We start from the raw sequence: 19,248 nt of genomic DNA, 5'->3' as shown, positions 1-19,248 counted from the left end.
ATTTACATAGAAGCAGATTGAACTGATTCGATATCGCAAAAACACAAAAAGACACAGATTTTTTTAATAAATCTGTGTCTTTTTGATAGTAAATGTGTGTAATAATTACAGTTTTAACTGTGATGTAATCTCTTAAATACTATTCCTCAAACAATTCCATTAACTCTAACGCTCGTTTTATCGACTTTACGTTTTCAAAAGTCAATAACAAACGTAATCCGTTTACGGTTTGTTTTTCTTTCATTTTACAGAGATTGCTGTGCTTCTGAACAAAGTTTAAAACATTTCTAAACTTCACAGACTGGTAATAATCGGATTGCTGGTCTGAAACGAAATAACCGATCATTTTGCCTTGTTTTAAGACCAATTTCTCGATTCCCACTTTCGTAGCAATCCATTTGATTCTGATGCTGTTTAATAACGAAACAGCTTGTTTTGGCAGTGGTCCGAAACGGTCGATTAGTTTTCTTTCGAATTCCTGTAGACCGGCTTCGTCTTTTATGGCTCCTAATTCGTTGTATAAAACCAAACGTTCCGAAACGTTATTGATATATTCATCCGGGAATAAAAGCTCAAAATCGGCATCGATCTGAATGTCTTTTACATATTCTTTGGTATCGATATTGTTCTCTTCCGGATATAAATCTTTGAATTCGTTTTCTTTTAATTCTTCAATGGCTTCGTTCATGATTTTTTGGTAGGTATCAAAACCAATTTCATTAATGAAACCACTTTGTTCTCCTCCTAATAAATCTCCGGCACCACGAATTTCAAGATCTTTCATGGCAATATTGAAACCGCTTCCCAGTTCGCTAAATTGTTCTAATGCCTGAATACGTTTTCTCGCATCTTCGGTCATAGAAGAATATGGCGGACAGATGAAATAACAGAATGCTTTTTTATTGCTTCGTCCAACACGGCCACGCATTTGATGCAAGTCTGATAATCCAAAATTATTGGCATTGTTGATGAAAATCGTGTTGGCATTCGGAACGTCCAATCCGCTTTCAATGATTGTGGTGGCTACCAAAACATCAAAATCTCCGTTCATGAAACCTAACATCAATTCTTCGAGTTTTGCTCCGTCCATTTGTCCGTGGCCGATTCCTACTCTGGCATTTGGAACCAAACGCTGAATCATTCCTGCCACTTCTTTTATATTTTCGATTCGGTTATTGATAAAGAAAACTTGCCCGTTTCTTTGAATTTCATACGAAATCGCATCACGGATAACCTCTTCATTAAAGCCAACCACATTCGTTTCTATCGGATACCTGTTTGGCGGAGGCGTTGTAATTACCGATAAATCGCGCGCAGCCATTAGCGAAAACTGAAGCGTTCTCGGAATTGGCGTTGCGGTTAAGGTCAGCGTATCCACATTTGCTGCAATGGTTTTGAGTTTATCTTTTACGTTAACTCCAAATTTTTGTTCCTCATCGACAATTAATAAACCTAAGTCTTTAAAAACTACATTTTTGTTGACCAATTGGTGTGTTCCAATTACAATATCGAGTTTTCCTTCGGCTAAATCTTTTAAGGTTTGTGTTTTTTGTTTAGCCGTTCTAAATCGGTTTAAATACCCAATTGTAACCGGCATATCTTTTAAACGTTCCGAGAAAGTTCTATAATGCTGATACGCCAAAATAGTAGTCGGCACTAAAACGGCAACTTGTTTGCTATTGTCAACCGCTTTAAAAGCAGCACGAATGGCCACCTCTGTTTTCCCGAAACCAACGTCACCACAAACCAAACGATCCATCGAGCGGTCGCTTTCCATATCGGCTTTTACTTCTTGTGTCGATTTGGTCTGATCCGGCGTATCTTCATAAATAAACGAACTTTCTAATTCGTTTTGAAGGTAACTATCCGGTGCAAATTGAAATCCTTTTTCTAAACGGCGTTTTGCATACAACTGAATCAAATTGAACGCAATATGTTTGACACGCGCTTTGGTTTTTTGTTTTAAAACTTTCCAGGCGTTTGATCCTAATTTGTAGATTTTCGGCGGAGTTCCGTCTTTTCCATTGTATTTCGAAATTTTATGAAGCGAGTGAATGCTTACATACACGATATCATTATCTGCATAAACCAGTTTTATGGCTTCCTGCGTTTTGCCTTCAACCTGAATTTTCTGCAAACCGCCAAATTTTCCTATTCCGTGATCAATGTGCGTGACATAATCACCAACCGAAAGCGCCGTTAATTCCTTAAGGGTAATATTTTGCTTTTTCGAATAACCGTTTTTAATATTGAATTTATGATAACGCTCAAAAATCTGATGATCGGTATATGCCGTTATCTGATTTTCTTCGTCAATAAAACCTTGGTACAAAGGCAGTACAATGGTATGATATTGTTTTCGGATATTCTCTGAATTGACTTCGTCCAAACTTTCAAAAATATCATGAAAACGTTTGGCCTGCGTTTCATTCGAACAGAACAAATAGTTTTTGTATCCGTTAAAATGATTGTCGCTCAAATTATTCAGCAATAAATCAAATTGTTTATTGAAAGACGGCTGGGGCTGAATATGAAATTCAAATTTTTTAGTGGTTTTGAAAATGGGTTTTGATGCTAATTCAACAACCGAAAAATCTAAAGCGCGTTTAATAAATGAGCTTTGATTTAAAAATAACTGCTCTGGAGCAGCATGTTTTATTTCTCCGGAAAGTTTTGAAAAAGCTTCTTCTGCCCTTGCGAATTGTTTGTCTAACTGACTAAAAAGTCCGTCTGTATTTTGAATAAAAATTACGGTTTTCTCCGCAATATAATCTAAGAAACTTTCTCGGTTTTCCTGAAATATCTTGTTTTCGACATTGGGGATAATCGTGATTTTTTTATGCGTTTCTACCGATAACTGCGTTTCTACATCAAAACTTCTGATGCTGTCTACTTCATTTCCGAAGAATTCAATTCGGTACGGATGATCGTTTGAAAAAGAAAACACATCGACAATACCTCCACGAACCGAAAACTCACCCGGCTCTGTAATAAAATCGACTCTTTTAAATTCATATTCAAATAAAACCTCGTTGATAAAATCAATCGAAATTTTATCGTTTAGGGCAACTTTTAAAGTGTTTTTGTCTAATTGCTGACGTGTCACCACTTTCTCAAAAAGAGCTTCCGGGTACGTAACAATTATAGCTGGTTTTTTTCGGGAATTAATTCGGTTTAAAACCTCCGCTCTAAGCAGCACATTGGCATTGTCTGTTTCGTCAACCTGATACGGACGACGGAAAGAAGCGGGATAAAACAATACATCCTGCTCGCCAATCATCTGCTCAAGATCATTAAGGTAATAGGCCGCTTCTTCTTTATTGTCTAAAACAATTAAAAAAGGCAGTTCTGTTTTCTTAAAAACAGAGCGGATTACAAATGAAACTGCAGAACCCAGCAGTCCGCTGAGATGCATTTTTATCTGATTTCCTTCCAGTAAATTTGCGGCAATCTGCCCTGCTTTTGGCAGATTGTCGTATATTGTATATAAGGCGTTTTTACTCAACTCTAGGTAAATTTGGATCTATTGGTGATGCGTTTGGAATCGCGCGCGTTGTATCTAACATTTTAAGGAAATCTTCTTCGCCCTGCTCTTTCGGAACTTTGCTTCTCTCTACGATTTTATCCATTTGTCTTTCGAGAGCAACTAATTCTTTGTTGATTTCTCCAATTAAAAAAGCAACTTTATCATCTGGAATTTGACTTAAATGAATAAATAAATCCATCATTTTGATTTTGGTAATCAAAACTGAAATTCGGCTTTTAATGGCAGGTGTATTAAAATCGGCTGGAATATTATTATTTAAAGCCAGGGCTTTTTTTGAAATTGCAGTCGATTTTTTTTGAAAAGCCCCGATTGTTTTTCTTGGCTTATCTCCAATTTCTTTCATGAAATCACGCCATTCTGTCCAGACCTTTATATTTTGCTCAGAAACCTCATTAATCGGTTCATCAATAAAAGTCCATGCTTTATTTATATTATTAAAAATCTTTTCGTTCTTTTTAGCCTCTTTTGCATTTTCAGCTTTACGTTTTTCATCCTCATTTTGACAAGATTGAAGCACTAAAAGAAAAAGAAAAAACAGCGCTATTTTATATTTCATTTGATAAAATGTTAGACCGCAAAGTTACAAAGTAAATTTACAATTACGAATTCTGTTTTTTGCTAAAGATTCTATAAATCAGTTGTGTTTTTTTGCTCACAGATTTAATGGATTAAACAAATTGACACCGGTTATTTTTAATCACTACACTTTTTTAAATCTAGTTTTTGCCGCATATTAAACTTATTTTTTTCTGTATTTCTATTAGGAATTAACCCGTGAAATCTGCTGCCAGATTCATTTTTAAACTAAAGCTTGTCTTAATGCTCTCACAAAGAATAATCCAAAAAACAAACTTTATCCTTGTTGAATTTATAATTTATGATTCAAAAAATCGTACGTAATTGCGAAAACGTTATATTTGTGTCTCTAAAAATCATTAAAAAATGAATCCTAAAATATTGATCATTGGTGCCTGCGGTCAGATTGGAACAGAGCTGACGCAAAAACTGCGCAAATTATACGGAACCGAAAATGTAATCGCTTCTGATATTCGAAAATTAAATACTGATGTTGTTAATTCAGGACCTTTTGAAGTGGTCAATGCTTTAGATTTTAATCAAATTGAACATCTTGTTGAAGTTCATAAAATTACCGATGTCTATCTAATGGCAGCTCTTTTATCTGCAACAGCAGAAAAAAATCCGGCTTTTGCATGGGATTTAAATATGAATTCGCTTTTTCATGTTTTAAATCTGGCTAAGGCAAAAAAAATTCAAAAGATTTTCTGGCCTTCCAGTATTGCAGTTTTCGGACCAACAACTCCAAAAGAAAATACACCTCAATATACCGTTATGGAGCCTTCTACTGTTTACGGAATTAGTAAACAAGCTGGTGAAAGATGGTGCGAATACTACCATAACATTTATGGTGTTGATGTCCGCAGTATTCGTTATCCGGGTTTAATAAGCTGGTCTACTCCTCCGGGCGGCGGTACAACTGATTATGCTGTTGATATTTTTTACAAAGCTATTGCTGATAAAAAATACGAATGCTTTTTATCATCTGAAACCAAAATGCCAATGATGTATATGGATGATGCTATTGATGCAACAATCAACATTATGAAAGCTCCGGCTGAACAAATTAAGATTCATTCCTCTTATAATTTGGCTGCAATGAGTTTTACTCCAACTGAAATTGCTGCCGAAATCAAAAAACATATTCCTGATTTTGAAATCACTTATAATCCTGATTTCCGTCAGAAAATTGCTGACAGCTGGCCGGCAAGTATTGACGATAGTTCTGCTCGAGAAGACTGGAACTGGAACCATAGATTTGATTTGGAATCGATGACAAAAGATATGATCGAACATTTGAGTTAAATCTCGACCGATATAAAATAAAAAGTCCCGTTTAGAATTCTAAACGGGACTTTTTTTGATTGTATTTGAAGATTACTTCACTTCATAAACATTATTCGCTGCTTTAACATCTGCCATTAATCCGCTTGGATCTATGGTGATTTTTTTGACTGCAGTTTTGTTTTTATCGATTGTAAAACTGTAGTTCTGCTGTGCCCAGGCCCAGTCATTTAAAACAGTTCTTTTTTCGTTAGGATTTGGATTCGGCTTAATGAAATTCATCATTCTTAAAGGAATGTAGAAAGTTTCAGAAGTTCCGTCTGTATAATCTACTTTTAAATCGATTGGCATTGGCATTCTTCCAATTCTCTCTAGAGTTACCGTTGTTTTACCTGCATTATCTGCAACATCTTTGATGCCGTAATCAATTGTGTTGGTTGTTTGCGCCCAGTCTGTCAAATACCAGTCAAGCTCAGCTCCAGAAACTCTTTCTGCTGTTCTTTTAATATCATTTGGCGTTGGATGCTTGAACTTAAAGTCATTGAAATATCTTTTTAAAGTAGCATCAACATTGTCTTTTCCAATTACATATTCTAATTGAGATAAAAAGATGCTTCCTTTTACATAAGATGAAATGCTGTACGGACGGTTTTCATCGTAACGATCTCCGTGAGTGGTTTGCGTTTGCTCTTTCCCGGAATTTACTAAACTATAATAAGCGGCATAATTTCCTTTAAACGGGTTTACTTCTTTTTTATCTCCTTTTAATTCGTTCAAAGCACTGTCTTCAATGTAAGTGGTAAAACCTTCGTCCATCCAAGGATGCTTTGACTCGTTTGAAGCTAAAATATGCTGAAACCAAGAGTGTCCTAATTCGTGTGTTGCTGTTCCCAGAATTCCTTCAAGAGTTCCGTTTCCTAACATTAAAGTACACATTGCATATTCCATTCCGCCGTCGCCGCCCTGAATAAATGAATATTGTTTATATGGATAAGCTCCAACTCTATGATTGTAATAATCCATAACTTTTACCATCAAAGGTTCTAATTGTTTCCAGTTTGCTGTAGTTTTTGGATTGTTTTTGTAGAAGAAATGCAAATCGACGTCGTTTGGTCCTTTTACAATATCATGCGTATATTCTTTATCTGCTGCCCATGTAAAATCGTGAACATTTGGCGCAATAAAATGCCATGTCAGTGTTTTTGTTTTTTTAGGATAAGTAACCGTTACTCCAGCATCTTCATAACCGTGGCCAATTTGATTTTTATCCTGCAAATATCCAGAACCACCAATTGTGTAATCTTTATCGATTGTAATTTTTACATCAAAATTTCCCCAAACACCATGAAATTCTCTTGCGATGTACGGATCTGCGTGCCATCCTTCAAAATCAAATTCGGCTAATTTTGGATACCATTGCGACATTGAAAGCTCTACTCCTTCAGAATTGTTTCTTCCTGAACGACGAATCTGAACAGGAACCTGTCCGTCAAAATCTAAAGTAAAAGTAGTTTTTGAATTTGGTAAAATCGGCTTCGCTAAAGTTACCTCAAGAATAGTTCCTGAAACTCTTGTCTGCGCTGCGACTCCGTCTTGTTTAAAATCGGTTATTTTTAAATAGCCAATTTCATTTGGTTTCAACGTTTCAATTCGGCTTTGCTTAATATCTTTTCCGTCAGCGCCTTTTGTTTTATTGACCATTCTTCCGTCTGGATCTTTAATAAAATGAAGACGTGCATCCATTTCACTTCCCGGCTGAAATGCATTTGGGAATAAATGATAAAAAACTTTTCTTAATGTGTCAGGAGAATTATTGGTATAAACCAATTCTTGTTTTCCTTTGTACTGATAGTTTTTTACATCCATCGAAACCTCCATTTTATAATCGGCGTGTTGCTGCCAATATGGGGCGCTTTGTGCAAATGTCGAGTTTATACCCAAACTCAAAAATGACAGTAGAATAATTTTTCGCATGTTTATAATAATAAAAATGGAAGAGCTGCCACTCTTCCATTGGATTAGTAATATATAGTTATTTATTTTTTAGACATTTTTTCAGCCAAAATTAAAGCATTGTAAGCGTTTACCATTTTAGCTGTTTTAGATGATTCAACAGAAGAAACAGCAACTGGTTGTTGATCTGGGTTTGGATTTTCACCCAAAATTACTTTTGAAGGAAGTGCAACTCCAGAATCCATTAAAATATTTTTTACCTGAGATGCTTTTAATTTTGGATAGTAAGAACGAATTAACGCCGCTACTCCTGCTGCATTTGGAGATGCCATAGAAGTTCCTTGTAAATACTTGTATTTATTATTAGGAACTGTTGCATAAATTTCTTCACCCGGAGCAAAAACGTCAACATTTATTTTCCCGAAGTTTGAAAATGGTGCAACAACAGTTTCTCCGTATTGTTTATTAATAGCTCCAATTGTGATTACGTTATCTGTAAATTCTTTTACATTGTCTTCAGAATCATTTGGATAATTAATATTTTTTGTTTCGTCGATATTGTAACCGTCGTTACCTGCTGCGTGAACAATTAATACATCTTTTTTAGCTGCATATTTAATCGCTTCGTAAACCCACTTCTTTTGAGGAGAAAAACTTTTTCCGAAACTTCCGTTGATTACTTTTGCACCATTATCTACTGCATAGCGAATTGCCAAAGCAATATCTTTATCGTACTCATCTCCGTCCGGAACTGCTCTCACCGTTAAAATTTCAACGTTGTTTGCCACACCGTCTCCGCCTAAATTATTACCACGAACCTGAGCAATAATTCCCGCAACGTGAGTTCCGTGGAGTGCTTTTTCTTTGTCTGGTCCAAAAACAACATTATTTCCGTAACGGTTGTTTTTAATATCGTCCGGATTATCGCCTACGATTTTTCTACCGTCAAATTCTTTATTTAAGTTGTACTCTAACTGATCATAAACCTGTTCTTTATATTCTCCAAGTTCAGCTTCTGGATCAAAAGTTGGACCTGCGTTGCCAAATATCTGGGTCATGATATTTTTACTTTGCAACACTTTTGGATCCGTTGAAGTAATTGTACTTAAATCTTCTACTTTATAAGTCGTTTTATTCAACTCTTTTTTAATCGTAGCGTGTACTTCTAATAAAAAATCTACCTGTTGCTTGTCTTTTAAAGCTTTTTCATACTTTTCAGTATATTGGGCTAAAGCTTCTTTATATTGAGCAGAACCGTCGTCTCCTTTTTTAACAATACGGGTCATTTCAAGATTTTCATGAACGGCGTCACCAAGGAAATTCCATCCGTGTACGTCATCAATAAATCCGTTCTTATCATCGTCGATTCCGTTACCCGGAATTTCTTTAGTATTTGTCCAGATCATTCCTTGCAGATCTTCGTGCTCGATATCAACACCAGAATCAACAATTCCTACAATTACTTTCTGTCCTTTTTTACCTTGTAATAATTCGGCATAAGCCCTATCAACGCTCATTCCCGGGATTGAATCTTTTATTAAATCCAAATGACTCCATCTTTTCAATTCATTCTCGCTTACCGGCGCTTTTTTAACCACAGCCAGCGGAGCTTTAATAAATTCTTTAGACGTTGAACTTTGCGCTTGCAAAGTAGCACTGCAGCCTGCTAAAACAAGTAATGCAAAAGCAGATAATTTGAGAGGTTTTATATGACTCATGTATCTATATTATAAATGTAAAGTTAAAAGATGGGTCTAAATTATGCTTTTTTGTTACAAAAAACTAACTGTTAACACTGTGTTATGAAAGTTTGATCAAAAATTCATTTTAAAATGGTTTTTATACTCCAAGCAACTGACAGCTTATAACTTACAGATTACCAAAGTTTAAAAAGACAAAAATCCTAAAAATATTCCTTCTCATTACGTCTTTCCGTAATAAATTTCCGATTGATTTTTGTATAATTGTCCGATCCAAAAACAAACCAGCCTATGAAAACAAAACTACTCTTACTTTTATTTTTAGCGAATTTTTCTATTTATGCGCAAACCAATTTAGTCCTAAACGGTGGATTCGAAAACTGGACAAGCACCACTTCACTTCCTTATTGGACGACTCAAAACAATGTTACTCAAAATGCGGCAGAGTATTGGGAAGGGTTTAACAGCATAAAGTTATCTTTTGCAAGCAGTGCTTCAATTCCAAAAATCACAACGCAAGTTCCTTTAAATGCTGGAGTTACTTATGTCGTTAAGTTTAAATACAAATATTTGAGCAGTAATTTTAACAGCTCTCACCCAATTGTATTAAACATTAATAAAAACGGAAGTGCGACAACACTTTCTAATAGTTTTTTTGCTACAGATAATAACTGGGCAACAGCTGAAACTACTTTTACACCAGATCAAAATTTATCCTATGATTTAAGTATTTCTTTAAATACTCTTGATAACATCGGATTTAACGCAAATATTGATTACGTGCAGATTTATGCTAAAGGAAGTGAGCAATATACTCTTATTCCGGATTTGAATTTTGAAAAAAAATTGATTGGTATTGGTATTGATTCCGGCGCACCAGACGGAAAAGTGCTAACCTCGAGTATTTCTACATTAACTTCTTTAAATGTAACTACGAATGTTCATGGATCAGGTTTATACATTACAGACCTAACAGGAATTCAAGATTTCACGGCGCTGACCTCCTTAAATTGTTCAGGTCACGAATTAACAACTTTAAGTCTAACTAAAAATACAGCTCTAACAACTTTAAATTGTCAGGGCAACTTGCTGACAAGTTTAGATATTTCTAAAAACTCAGCTTTAACTTCTATTAATTGCAGTAATAATAAACTAACCAATCTTGATGTTTCTACAAAATTAGGCTTGACCACTTTACAATGTGTAGTAAATAAATTAACCAGTTTGGATGTTTCTCAAAACATTGCTTTAAAGTCTTTAAGCTGTTCAACCAACTCCTTAACAAGTCTTGATGTTTCAAAAAATACTGCACTGACTTCCTTGTATTGCAATAATAACCCACTGACAAGTTTAAATATAAAAAACGGAAACAATACTGCCTTTTATTGGGATTTTTCATATCATATTGATTTTCGAACTACTACTCAGCTTTATTGTATCTCTGTAGATGATGTAATCTATTCCAATAAAAATTGGTCAGGCTTTAGAGATTATAGAGCAAGTTATACCTTGGCTTGTGATGGAAAATATACCCTTATTCCAGATCCAAAATTCGAACAAAAATTAAGAAATCTTTATATAGATTCTGGAGAGCTGCTTGATGGAAAAGTACTGACGGCAAGTATTTCTTCATTAAAGACTTTAGATGTTTCCAGTGCTACAATTACCGATCTAACCGGAATCGAAGATTTTACACAGATAACTACTTTAAACTGTTCAGGAAACAGCATCAATAGCTTGGATATTTCCAAAAATCTGGCATTAAAGACTTTCAACTGCTACAACAATAAACTGACGTCATTAAATGTTTCAAAAAACCTAAAATTAGCTGATTTAAATTGCGGCAGAAATCAATTAACTTCTCTTGATGTTTCGAATAATGCTGCCTTAACAAATTTAAATTGTTCTTATACGAATCAATTTGCGCTTTTAGATTTTTCTAAAAATCCTGCTTTAGCTATTTTAGAATGCAGGAATACTAACTTGAGAGCTATAAATTTGACGAAAAATTTGAACTTGGCAAATTTAAATTGCAGCAATAATGCTTTGACAATTTTAGATCTTCCAGACAGCTGGGACTTTACTACTCTAGATTGTTCCAGCAATAGATTACCATTACTTGATGTTTCAAAAAACACCAATCTGTCTTATTTTAATTGTTCTAATAATAAATTGACAAATCTTGATGTTTCAAAAAACAATTCTCTAACTACTTTTTATTGCAATACCAATAAATTAGTTAACCTGAATGTAAAAAATGGCACGAACACAATATTAAAAACCCGCAGCTTTAAGGATAATTGGGATTTAAGATGTATCACTGTAGATAATGCAAATAGTGCAAATGCAAATTGGTCTACTTCTAAAGAAAATATCGCTACTTACAATGGAAACTGTGGCACAGCTACTGCCTACACCTTAATTCCTGATACAAATTTTGAACAAAAATTAATAGATATCGGAATTGACACTGATGGTAAAAACGGAAAAGTACTAACGGCAAACGTTGCTTCTTTAACCACTTTAGATGTATCTTCAAGCAATATTGTAAGTTTATCCGGATTAGAAGACTTTGTGTCGCTTACTTATTTAGATTGCGGAAGAAATAAAATTTCCTATCTAGATTTCTCAGAAAATGTTGTTCTAACAACTGTATATTGCTCTAATAATAATGTGGGCGTTTTAAATGTCAGTAAAAATATATTCTTAAATTATTTAGACATTAATACAAACCGATTAAAATGGATTGATGTTTCTAAGAATACCGCCCTGACTTATCTAGATTTAAGTAATAATTCTATTTTTGACACTTTTCCGGAACTTGACGTTACCAGCAACACTGCTTTAACAACTTTAAAATGTTCTGATCTTGATTTAACCGATTTAAATATATCAAAAAATCTATCCTTAACTACTCTATTTTGTGATCATAATAAAATAGAATATATAGATGTTTCTAAACATACTGCCCTTAATAAACTGGATTGCAGCTCTAATCTTTTATGGTATTTGAATTTGAAAAATGGTAATAACAAAAATTTAGATTTGTCAAGCTCTGATTTCCGATACAACTATAATCTAGCCTGCATTCAAGTAGATGATGCTGCTTATTCGACAACAAATTGGTCAAGTAAAAAAGAAACAAGTGCTAATTTTAATGAGGTTTGTAATGAAAATTATACTTTAATTCCTGACATCAATTTTGAGAAAAAGTTAATTGCCCTAAAAATTGATGCCGGAGAACCAGATGGCAGAATTCCGACATCAAGAATTTCTTTTATAACTTTTATAAATTTAAGTAATGCATCTATTACGGACTTAACTGGAATTCAAGATTTTACATCATTGACAAGTTTAAGTTGTGAAAGTAATGAATTGACTGCGATCAACCTTTCTAAAAATGTTGCTTTAGTAGATTTAATGCTTAACAATAATAAATTAACAAGCATAGATCTTTCAAATAATAAAGCATTAAAAACTCTTCGTATTTCTGAAAATGAATTAATAAGTCTTGATATTTCTAACAATACCAATTTAAAAAGTCTTTTTTGCATGTACAATAAATTAACTATTCTCGATGTTGCAAAAAATAAAAGTTTAAGCGATTTGAGATGTAGTTCAAATCAATTAACAAACCTAGACCTTTCCGCAAATCCTCTTTGGACAATCAATTGTTCTAAAAACAACCTGTCGACATTAAATTTAAAAAATGGTTCAAACAGATTTATCACAAATGATATAATTAGTCTTAACTTAACAGAAAACCCACTCTTAAAATGCATTCAGGTAGATGATCCCGATTATTCAACTAAAAATTGGGCAGAAAGAAAAGATGCGGCGGCGGTTTTTTCTACGAATTGTTCATCATTAGGTCTTGAAGAAACTGTTTTTGATAAAGCAGCAATCTATCCAAACCCAACTAAAGGCGAATTAAATATTCAAAATGTAAATTTAGAAAAGGCTAATGTCTATAACACTTTGGGACAACTGGTAAAATCTTTTACACTAAACGCTGACAACACCAATAACACAATCAATTTGTCAGATTTACCAAAAGGAGTCTACTTTATATACTTAATCAATCAGGACGCTGCTTCGGCTAAGAAAATAATAATTGAGTAATCTTCTCAACCAATTTAGTTCAACTAAAAAATCCCATCTTCATTAAGTTGAAAATGGGATTTTTTTAATTGTATTTTTTTAAAGAATATCTTCACAACTAAAGACCTCTTTCAATCGAACACCTTTTTCTGTATGTTCCACAGTTATAATTTGATTGTGAGCGTCATGTTCTAAAAACAAATAATAATTTTTATCAGCTGCTTCATTCAAAAATCTAGATTTCTCCGGCATTGTTAATAAAGGTCTTGTGTCGTAACCCATAACATATGGCAGCGGAATATGTCCGGCTGTGGCTAACAAATCGGCACAAAAAACAATGGTTTTATCCTGGTATTGAATATGCGGAATCATTTGCTTTTCAGTATGACCATCAACATAATAAATTCCGAAATTCATTTCTTCTGAAAAACCAAAATCAGCTTCAGGGCGTTTTATAAAGTTTAACTGTCCGCTTTCCTGCATGGGAATAATGTTTTCTGTAAGGAAAGAAGCTTTTTCGCGGGCATTAGGTTTTGTTGCCCATTCCCAATGGTTTTCGTTTGTCCAGAATTTTGCATTTTTAAAAGCCGGCTCATAAAAAGTTTTATCAGAATTCCATTGAATACTTCCGCCGCAATGGTCAAAATGCAAATGCGTCATAAATACATCAGTAATATCATCTCTGCTAAAACCATATTTAGCCAGCGATTTATCGATAGAATGTGATCCCCAAAGCGAATAATAGCCAAAGAACTTTTCAGACTGTTTATCTCCCATTCCGGTATCAATTAAAATAAGGCGATTTCCATCTTCAATAAGCAAACATCTTGCTGCAATATCAATTAAATTGTTTTCATCTGCCGGGTTCGTTTTATTCCAAATTGTTTTGGGAACAACACCAAACATTGCACCGCCATCTAATTTAAAATTTCCTGATTCTATTGGGTAAAGTTTCATTAGTATAAGTTTCAAATAAGAAAACAAAGCTAGGAAATCCAATTTCGTTTTGCTACGCATTCTCAAAATATGTTTCTTACACAGATGTTAAATTGGCCACCGAGATTACGAGTTTAGCAGATTTACACAGATTTTTTTAGTCTTACCTCATAATACTTTCATCGCTTTGGTATAAACAAAAACATAGCATAAACTGTTAAACCAGTAAAATTTGCAGGCTGAAAAATTCTTATTCTAAAGTAATAGAAGAACTTCCCATTATTTCTTGTTTGTCGAAGAAGTTGACAAAATAAGTTCCTTTTTTAAATTCGTTTCCATCAGAATTCAAAACCCCATAAACATTTGCTGGTTTGCCCTGAAAATCTACTGCAACAATAAAACTGTAAACTAAAGCTTTGTCGTTATCGAATTCAACTAATTTATTTTCGCCTAAAACAGTATTTTTTTGATCAAGAACCTGAACATAAAAAACTCTTTTTCCGGTTTTAGCAATTGCATTTCCATTAACCGAAAAACTTATTTTTAGTTTTTTTGTACTTTTAGCTTTCTCTGTTTCCTGTTCTTTTCCTGATTTTTTTTCATGGAGTGCAATAACCTTAAAATTATTCAGCGATAATTTTGAAGCATCTTTTATGGCGGATTCTAACTTCTTTTGATTTAAAATCAAGGTATCATTCTCTTTTTTTTGCTGGTACATTACCACATTCTGACTTTCAATTTCTGTAAGCAGGCTTTTGTTCTGAGATTTTAAATTTTTAATCTCAGTAATTTTGGCCGCCAGTGCCGTTTTTAAATCAGAGAGCTGTCTTCTGAAAATTTGCATTTGGGTAATTGACGGATTCTTTGATACCTGAATAATGTCCATTAAATTTTGAACATTCTTCTTTTCCAATTCTAACTGCTGCGATAATGAAGTTTTTTCGAGAAGAGCCACATCATATTCTAATCTTAAAATATTTAAAGAATCGAGTATGCTTTTTTGAGCCGAATTTTCTCTGCTAAATCCTATATATGCTGGTTTATTGCTGACTACTTTTGCTTTTTCAGCGCTTTCTTTAAGCTCATTGCTAAACAAAAAGAAGGTTGCTCCTATTCCAAAAATAAAAAATATGGCAAAAAGTACTCGTATCCATTCACTAGTGTAATGCTTTTTCATAATTACTCACAATTTTTTGCAAAAATACCAATAATTTGTCCGGCATAACAAGTAGAAATACGGTATTTTAACAAAATCGAAACAAAGTTAACCCGCACAGCAAGAACACTTTACAAAACCATATGACTTTTCTCTCAAAATAAAAATGGAGCCGAAATAAAAGAGGCTTTTTTTTCATTTTTTGAGCCAAAATAACTTCTATCTATTTTAACATTTGTTATAATAATGTGAACCGTTATGGAAAAAGGTTTTTAAGTCGTATCTTTGCAGACAATTTCATTTGAACGTAGAAATTGGTATTTAAATTTTATGTAATAATTTGATTACTATTTAAATGCAGATTAAAATGATCTATTAAAAACAAATACCATAAACAATGATAAAGGTTTCTGATACAGCCAAAAAGAAAATCATCGATTTGATGACTGATGATGGTTTTGACGCCGCTAACGACTACGTAAGAGTAGGCGTAAAAAGTGGTGGATGCTCTGGTTTGTCATATGATTTGAAATTTGACAAAACCAAAGGAGATGATGATAAAATATTCGTGGATAATGATATACAAATCGCAGTTGAAAAAAAATCATTCCTATATTTAGCCGGAACAATTTTAGAGTTTTCTGGCGGATTAAACGGAAAAGGATTCGTTTTCAATAATCCAAACGCAAGCAGAACTTGCGGATGCGGTGAATCATTTTCACTATAATAAAAGATAATACCAAGACTAATAAAGGTTAATTCTTTGAAATCTCTGAATTAAATCTTTAAATCTTTAAATCAACAATGAGCAAATACACCGAAGACGATTTAAAAATCGAACTGGAAACCAAAGAATATGAATACGGATTTTATACCAATATAGAATCTGAGACTTTCCCTATTGGCTTAAACGAAGAAATTGTAAGAGCTATTTCGCTGAAAAAAGAAGAACCTGAGTGGATGACCGAATGGCGCATTGAGGCTTTCCGTGCATGGAAAGAAATGATTGAACCAGAATGGGCAAACGTAAATTACGAAAAGCCGGATTTTCAGGCAATTTCTTATTATTCAGCTCCAAAACAAGTAGATCCTAACAAAACACTGGATGATGTAGATCCGGAACTTTTAGAGATGTACAAAAAGCTGGGAATTTCTGTTGACGAACAAAAAATGATGAACAATGTCGCTATGGATATTGTGGTCGATTCTGTTTCTGTAGCAACAACTTTCAAGAAAACTTTGGCTGAAAAAGGCATTATTTTTTGTCCAATTTCAGAAGCTATTAAAGAACATCCTGAATTAGTAAAAAAATATTTAGGAACTGTTGTACCTCAAAAAGACAACTTCTATGCAGCATTAAACTCAGCAGTTTTCTCTGACGGAAGTTTCTGTTATATTCCAAAAGGCGTTCGCTGCCCAATGGAACTTTCAACTTATTTCAGAATCAATCAGGCAGGAACCGGACAATTCGAAAGAACTTTGGTTATTGCTGATGAAGGAAGTTACGTTTCTTACCTTGAGGGCTGTACAGCTCCAAGTCGTGACGAAAACCAATTGCACGCTGCGGTAGTGGAACTAATCGCTTTGGATGATGCTGAAATTAAATATTCTACCGTTCAAAACTGGTTCCCTGGAAACAAAGAAGGAAAAGGCGGGGTTTACAACTTCGTAACCAAAAGAGGTTTGTGCGAAACAAACGCTAAAATTTCATGGACACAAGTAGAAACAGGTTCTGCTGTAACCTGGAAATATCCTTCTTGTGTACTTAAAGGAGACAATTCGGTTGGAGAATTTTATTCAATTGCCGTTACCAATAATTACCAACAAGCAGATACTGGAACTAAAATGATCCATTTAGGAAAAAATACCAAATCGACTATTATTTCTAAAGGTATTTCGGCCGGTAAATCACAAAACAGTTACCGTGGATTAGTGCAGATCAGCCCTAGAGCTGAAAATGCAAGAAACTTTTCGCAATGTGATTCTCTTTTAATGGGGAACAATTGCGGGGCGCATACTTTCCCTTATATAGAAAGTAAAAATCCATCGGCAAAAATAGAGCACGAAGCAACTACAAGTAAAATTGGAGAAGATCAGGTTTTTTATTGCAACCAAAGAGGTATCCCGACAGAAAAAGCGATTGCCTTAATTGTAAATGGTTTTAGTAAAGATGTATTGAACAAACTTCCAATGGAATTTGCCGTTGAAGCTCAAAAATTATTAGAGATTTCTTTAGAAGGTTCTGTAGGGTAAAAAAAAACAAAGCGATATGGACATCATCTTAAAAAATGTAAAGAAAAAAGATTTCCCAGTCTTTCAATCACTGGCAAAATCTCTTGGTTTTGAAATTATTGAAGAAAATGAAAAACCATATAATCCAGAGTTTGTAAAAGAGATTCTTGATGCTGAAAAAAGTATTGAAGAAGGAAAAGGAATTAAAATGAAAATTGAAGATTTGTGGAAATAATTTATTCTGAAAAGGCACAAAAAGACATTCTTTTTTGGAAGAAGTCCGGAAACAAATCAATAATGAAAAAGATCACAAGTTTAATCGAAGACATTTTACTTCATCCTTATGAAGGACTTGGAAAACCAGAACAATTAAAATATGAATTATCTGGAAGATGGTCAAGACGAATTGACAAAGAACACAGAATTATTTACAGAATAACAGAAGAAAACAATATAGAAATACTAAATATCCTTTCATTAAAAGGGCATTACGAATAAGTATTAATGGAAAACAAAAAAGTCATCATTTTAGGTTCATCCAGAAAAAACGGAAACACAACCAGAATTGTGGATGAAATTGCTAAAGAAACCGGAATTGATGTAGTGAATTTAAGTGATTATAATATTTCCCATTATGATTACGAAAGTAAAAATATAGAAGACGATTTTTTGCCTTTGATAAAGGGAATACTCGAAAAGTACGACACTTTAATTTTTGCAACGCCAATATATTGGTACAATATGAGTGGAATAATGAAAGTTTTCTTTGATCGTTTTTCAGATTTAATCCGAATTGAAAAAGAAACCGGACGAAAACTAAGAGGGAAGAAAATTGGTGTGATATCAAATTCACATGACAATGAAATTGAAGACAGTTTTTACATTCCGTTCAAAAAAACAGCCGATTATTTAGGCATGGAATATTTAGGGCACGCGCATTTTAATGCCAATATCCTAAACCAACAAACAAAAATAGAATTGACATTTATATAAAATAAAAAAACAATGTTATCAATAAAAAACCTTCACGCCTCAATTGGTGATAAAGAAATCCTAAAAGGAATTAATATAGAAGTTAAAGCTGGCGAAGTACACGCTATCATGGGGCCAAACGGTTCCGGAAAAAGTACACTTTCGGCTGTAATTGCCGGAAACGAAAACTATGAAGTGACAGACGGAGAAGTTATTCTTGACGGAGAAGATCTTGCTGATTTAGCTCCTGAAGAAAGAGCACATAAAGGTGTTTTTCTTTCGTTTCAATATCCTGTAGAAATTCCTGGAGTTAGTGTAACTAACTTTATGAAAACGGCAATCAACGAAACTCGTAAAGCAAACGGTCAGGAAGAAATGCCGGCTAACGAAATGCTAAAAGTAATTCGTGAGAAATCTGAATTATTAGAAATCGACCGCAAATTTTTATCTCGTTCTTTAAACGAAGGTTTTTCGGGAGGAGAGAAAAAAAGAAACGAGATTTTTCAAATGGCAATGTTAGAGCCAAAATTAGCTATCCTTGACGAAACCGATTCTGGTCTTGATATCGATGCTTTAAGAATTGTGGCCAACGGAGTTAACAAATTGAAAAGCGACAAAAACGCAATTATCGTTATTACGCACTACCAACGTTTGCTAGATTATATCGTTCCGGATTTCGTTCACGTTCTTTACAACGGAAGAATCGTAAAATCAGGCGGAAAAGAATTGGCTTACGAACTGGAAGAAAAAGGATACGACTGGATTAAGGCGGAGAACTAGATTTTGTTTCA

General features: G+C 33.9%; 14 protein-coding genes. 8 read left to right on the top strand and 6 right to left on the bottom strand.

Translation table 11 applies throughout. From position 1 onward, the window contains the following. Positions 1-139: 139 nt before the first annotated feature. Both mfd and BKM63_RS06950 read right to left on the bottom strand, forming a co-directional pair. On the bottom strand, positions 140-3,505 hold the full coding sequence (gene mfd / locus BKM63_RS06955; protein WP_071635894.1) for a transcription-repair coupling factor: 3,366 nt from the start codon (positions 3,503-3,505) through the stop codon (positions 140-142). Further along, positions 3,498-4,103, bottom strand: a complete 606-nt coding sequence (locus BKM63_RS06950) for a hypothetical protein (RefSeq protein ID WP_071635893.1) — start codon at positions 4,101-4,103, stop codon at positions 3,498-3,500. Before BKM63_RS06950 ends, mfd begins: the two co-directional genes overlap by 8 nt. 386 nt (positions 4,104-4,489) lie before the next feature. On the opposite strand from BKM63_RS06950, the gene BKM63_RS06945 reads away from it, so the two are divergent. Next, positions 4,490-5,428, top strand: a complete 939-nt coding sequence (locus tag BKM63_RS06945; RefSeq protein WP_071635892.1) for an L-threonine 3-dehydrogenase — start codon at positions 4,490-4,492, stop codon at positions 5,426-5,428. A gap of 72 nt (positions 5,429-5,500) precedes the next feature. Here the strand turns inward: BKM63_RS06945 and BKM63_RS06940 are convergent, their stop codons facing one another. After that, entirely contained in the window at positions 5,501-7,381 is a 1,881-nt protein-coding gene (locus BKM63_RS06940) for a M1 family metallopeptidase (RefSeq protein WP_071635891.1), read from the bottom strand. 62 nt (positions 7,382-7,443) lie between these two features. Continuing rightward, the gene (locus BKM63_RS06935; RefSeq protein ID WP_071635890.1) at positions 7,444-9,078 is read right to left on the bottom strand and encodes a S8 family peptidase; all 1,635 of its coding nucleotides are present in this window, start codon (positions 9,076-9,078) and stop codon (positions 7,444-7,446) included. 273 nt (positions 9,079-9,351) lie between these two features. On the opposite strand from BKM63_RS06935, the gene BKM63_RS06930 reads away from it, so the two are divergent. Next, complete coding sequence (locus BKM63_RS06930; protein WP_071635889.1) at positions 9,352-13,182, top strand: T9SS type A sorting domain-containing protein; 3,831 nt, start codon at positions 9,352-9,354, stop codon at positions 13,180-13,182. A 78-nt stretch (positions 13,183-13,260) separates the two neighbouring features. On the opposite strand, the gene BKM63_RS06925 is transcribed toward BKM63_RS06930, so the two are convergent. After that, the gene (locus BKM63_RS06925; RefSeq protein WP_071635888.1) at positions 13,261-14,118 is read right to left on the bottom strand and encodes an MBL fold metallo-hydrolase; all 858 of its coding nucleotides are present in this window, start codon (positions 14,116-14,118) and stop codon (positions 13,261-13,263) included. A 229-nt stretch (positions 14,119-14,347) separates the two neighbouring features. Further along, positions 14,348-15,274 (bottom strand): hypothetical protein, encoded by a 927-nt coding sequence (locus BKM63_RS06920; protein WP_071635887.1) that lies wholly within the window; start codon positions 15,272-15,274, stop codon positions 14,348-14,350. Between the two features lie 376 nt (positions 15,275-15,650). On the opposite strand from BKM63_RS06920, the gene BKM63_RS06915 reads away from it, so the two are divergent. From BKM63_RS06915 to sufC, 6 genes are all read left to right on the top strand, one after another. Then, entirely contained in the window at positions 15,651-15,980 is a 330-nt protein-coding gene (locus BKM63_RS06915) for a HesB/IscA family protein (RefSeq protein ID WP_071635886.1), read from the top strand. Between the two features lie 77 nt (positions 15,981-16,057). Next, positions 16,058-17,506 carry a Fe-S cluster assembly protein SufB gene (gene sufB / locus BKM63_RS06910; RefSeq protein WP_071635885.1) on the top strand — a complete coding sequence of 483 codons (1,449 nt, stop codon included), beginning with the start codon at positions 16,058-16,060 and terminating at the stop codon, positions 17,504-17,506. A 16-nt stretch (positions 17,507-17,522) separates the two neighbouring features. Continuing rightward, a complete protein-coding gene (locus tag BKM63_RS06905; RefSeq protein ID WP_071635884.1) occupies positions 17,523-17,720 on the top strand; it encodes a DUF2683 family protein in 198 nt (65 codons plus the stop codon). Continuing rightward, positions 17,711-17,983, top strand: a complete 273-nt coding sequence (locus BKM63_RS06900) for a Txe/YoeB family addiction module toxin (RefSeq protein WP_071635883.1) — start codon at positions 17,711-17,713, stop codon at positions 17,981-17,983. Before BKM63_RS06905 ends, BKM63_RS06900 begins: the two co-directional genes overlap by 10 nt. 6 nt (positions 17,984-17,989) lie before the next feature. Beyond that, positions 17,990-18,478: a flavodoxin family protein gene (locus tag BKM63_RS06895; RefSeq protein ID WP_071635882.1), complete on the top strand. Its 489-nt coding sequence runs from the start codon at positions 17,990-17,992 to the stop codon at positions 18,476-18,478. Between the two features lie 12 nt (positions 18,479-18,490). Next, positions 18,491-19,237: a Fe-S cluster assembly ATPase SufC gene (gene sufC, locus BKM63_RS06890; RefSeq protein WP_029271512.1), complete on the top strand. Its 747-nt coding sequence runs from the start codon at positions 18,491-18,493 to the stop codon at positions 19,235-19,237. Positions 19,238-19,248: the final 11 nt, after the last annotated feature.

This window comes from Flavobacterium johnsoniae (genome assembly GCF_001879205.1).
Classification (GTDB): Bacteria; Bacteroidota; Bacteroidia; order Flavobacteriales; family Flavobacteriaceae; genus Flavobacterium; species Flavobacterium johnsoniae_A.
Note: the sequence above shows the minus strand (reverse complement) of the source record. Positions and strands in the feature narration are given on the sequence as shown.

Coding starts and splice junctions, on each gene's coding strand:
- sufC (WP_029271512.1), top strand. CDS start 18,491: ATGTTATCAATAAAAAACCTTCACGCCTCAATTGGTGATAAAGAAATC.
- BKM63_RS06950 (WP_071635893.1), bottom strand. CDS start 4,103: ATGAAATATAAAATAGCGCTGTTTTTTCTTTTTCTTTTAGTGCTTCAA.
- BKM63_RS06915 (WP_071635886.1), top strand. CDS start 15,651: ATGATAAAGGTTTCTGATACAGCCAAAAAGAAAATCATCGATTTGATG.
- BKM63_RS06920 (WP_071635887.1), bottom strand. CDS start 15,274: ATGAAAAAGCATTACACTAGTGAATGGATACGAGTACTTTTTGCCATA.
- BKM63_RS06945 (WP_071635892.1), top strand. CDS start 4,490: ATGAATCCTAAAATATTGATCATTGGTGCCTGCGGTCAGATTGGAACA.
- BKM63_RS06930 (WP_071635889.1), top strand. CDS start 9,352: ATGAAAACAAAACTACTCTTACTTTTATTTTTAGCGAATTTTTCTATT.
- BKM63_RS06895 (WP_071635882.1), top strand. CDS start 17,990: ATGGAAAACAAAAAAGTCATCATTTTAGGTTCATCCAGAAAAAACGGA.
- BKM63_RS06925 (WP_071635888.1), bottom strand. CDS start 14,118: ATGAAACTTTACCCAATAGAATCAGGAAATTTTAAATTAGATGGCGGT.
- sufB (WP_071635885.1), top strand. CDS start 16,058: ATGAGCAAATACACCGAAGACGATTTAAAAATCGAACTGGAAACCAAA.
- BKM63_RS06935 (WP_071635890.1), bottom strand. CDS start 9,078: ATGAGTCATATAAAACCTCTCAAATTATCTGCTTTTGCATTACTTGTT.
- BKM63_RS06940 (WP_071635891.1), bottom strand. CDS start 7,381: ATGCGAAAAATTATTCTACTGTCATTTTTGAGTTTGGGTATAAACTCG.
- BKM63_RS06905 (WP_071635884.1), top strand. CDS start 17,523: ATGGACATCATCTTAAAAAATGTAAAGAAAAAAGATTTCCCAGTCTTT.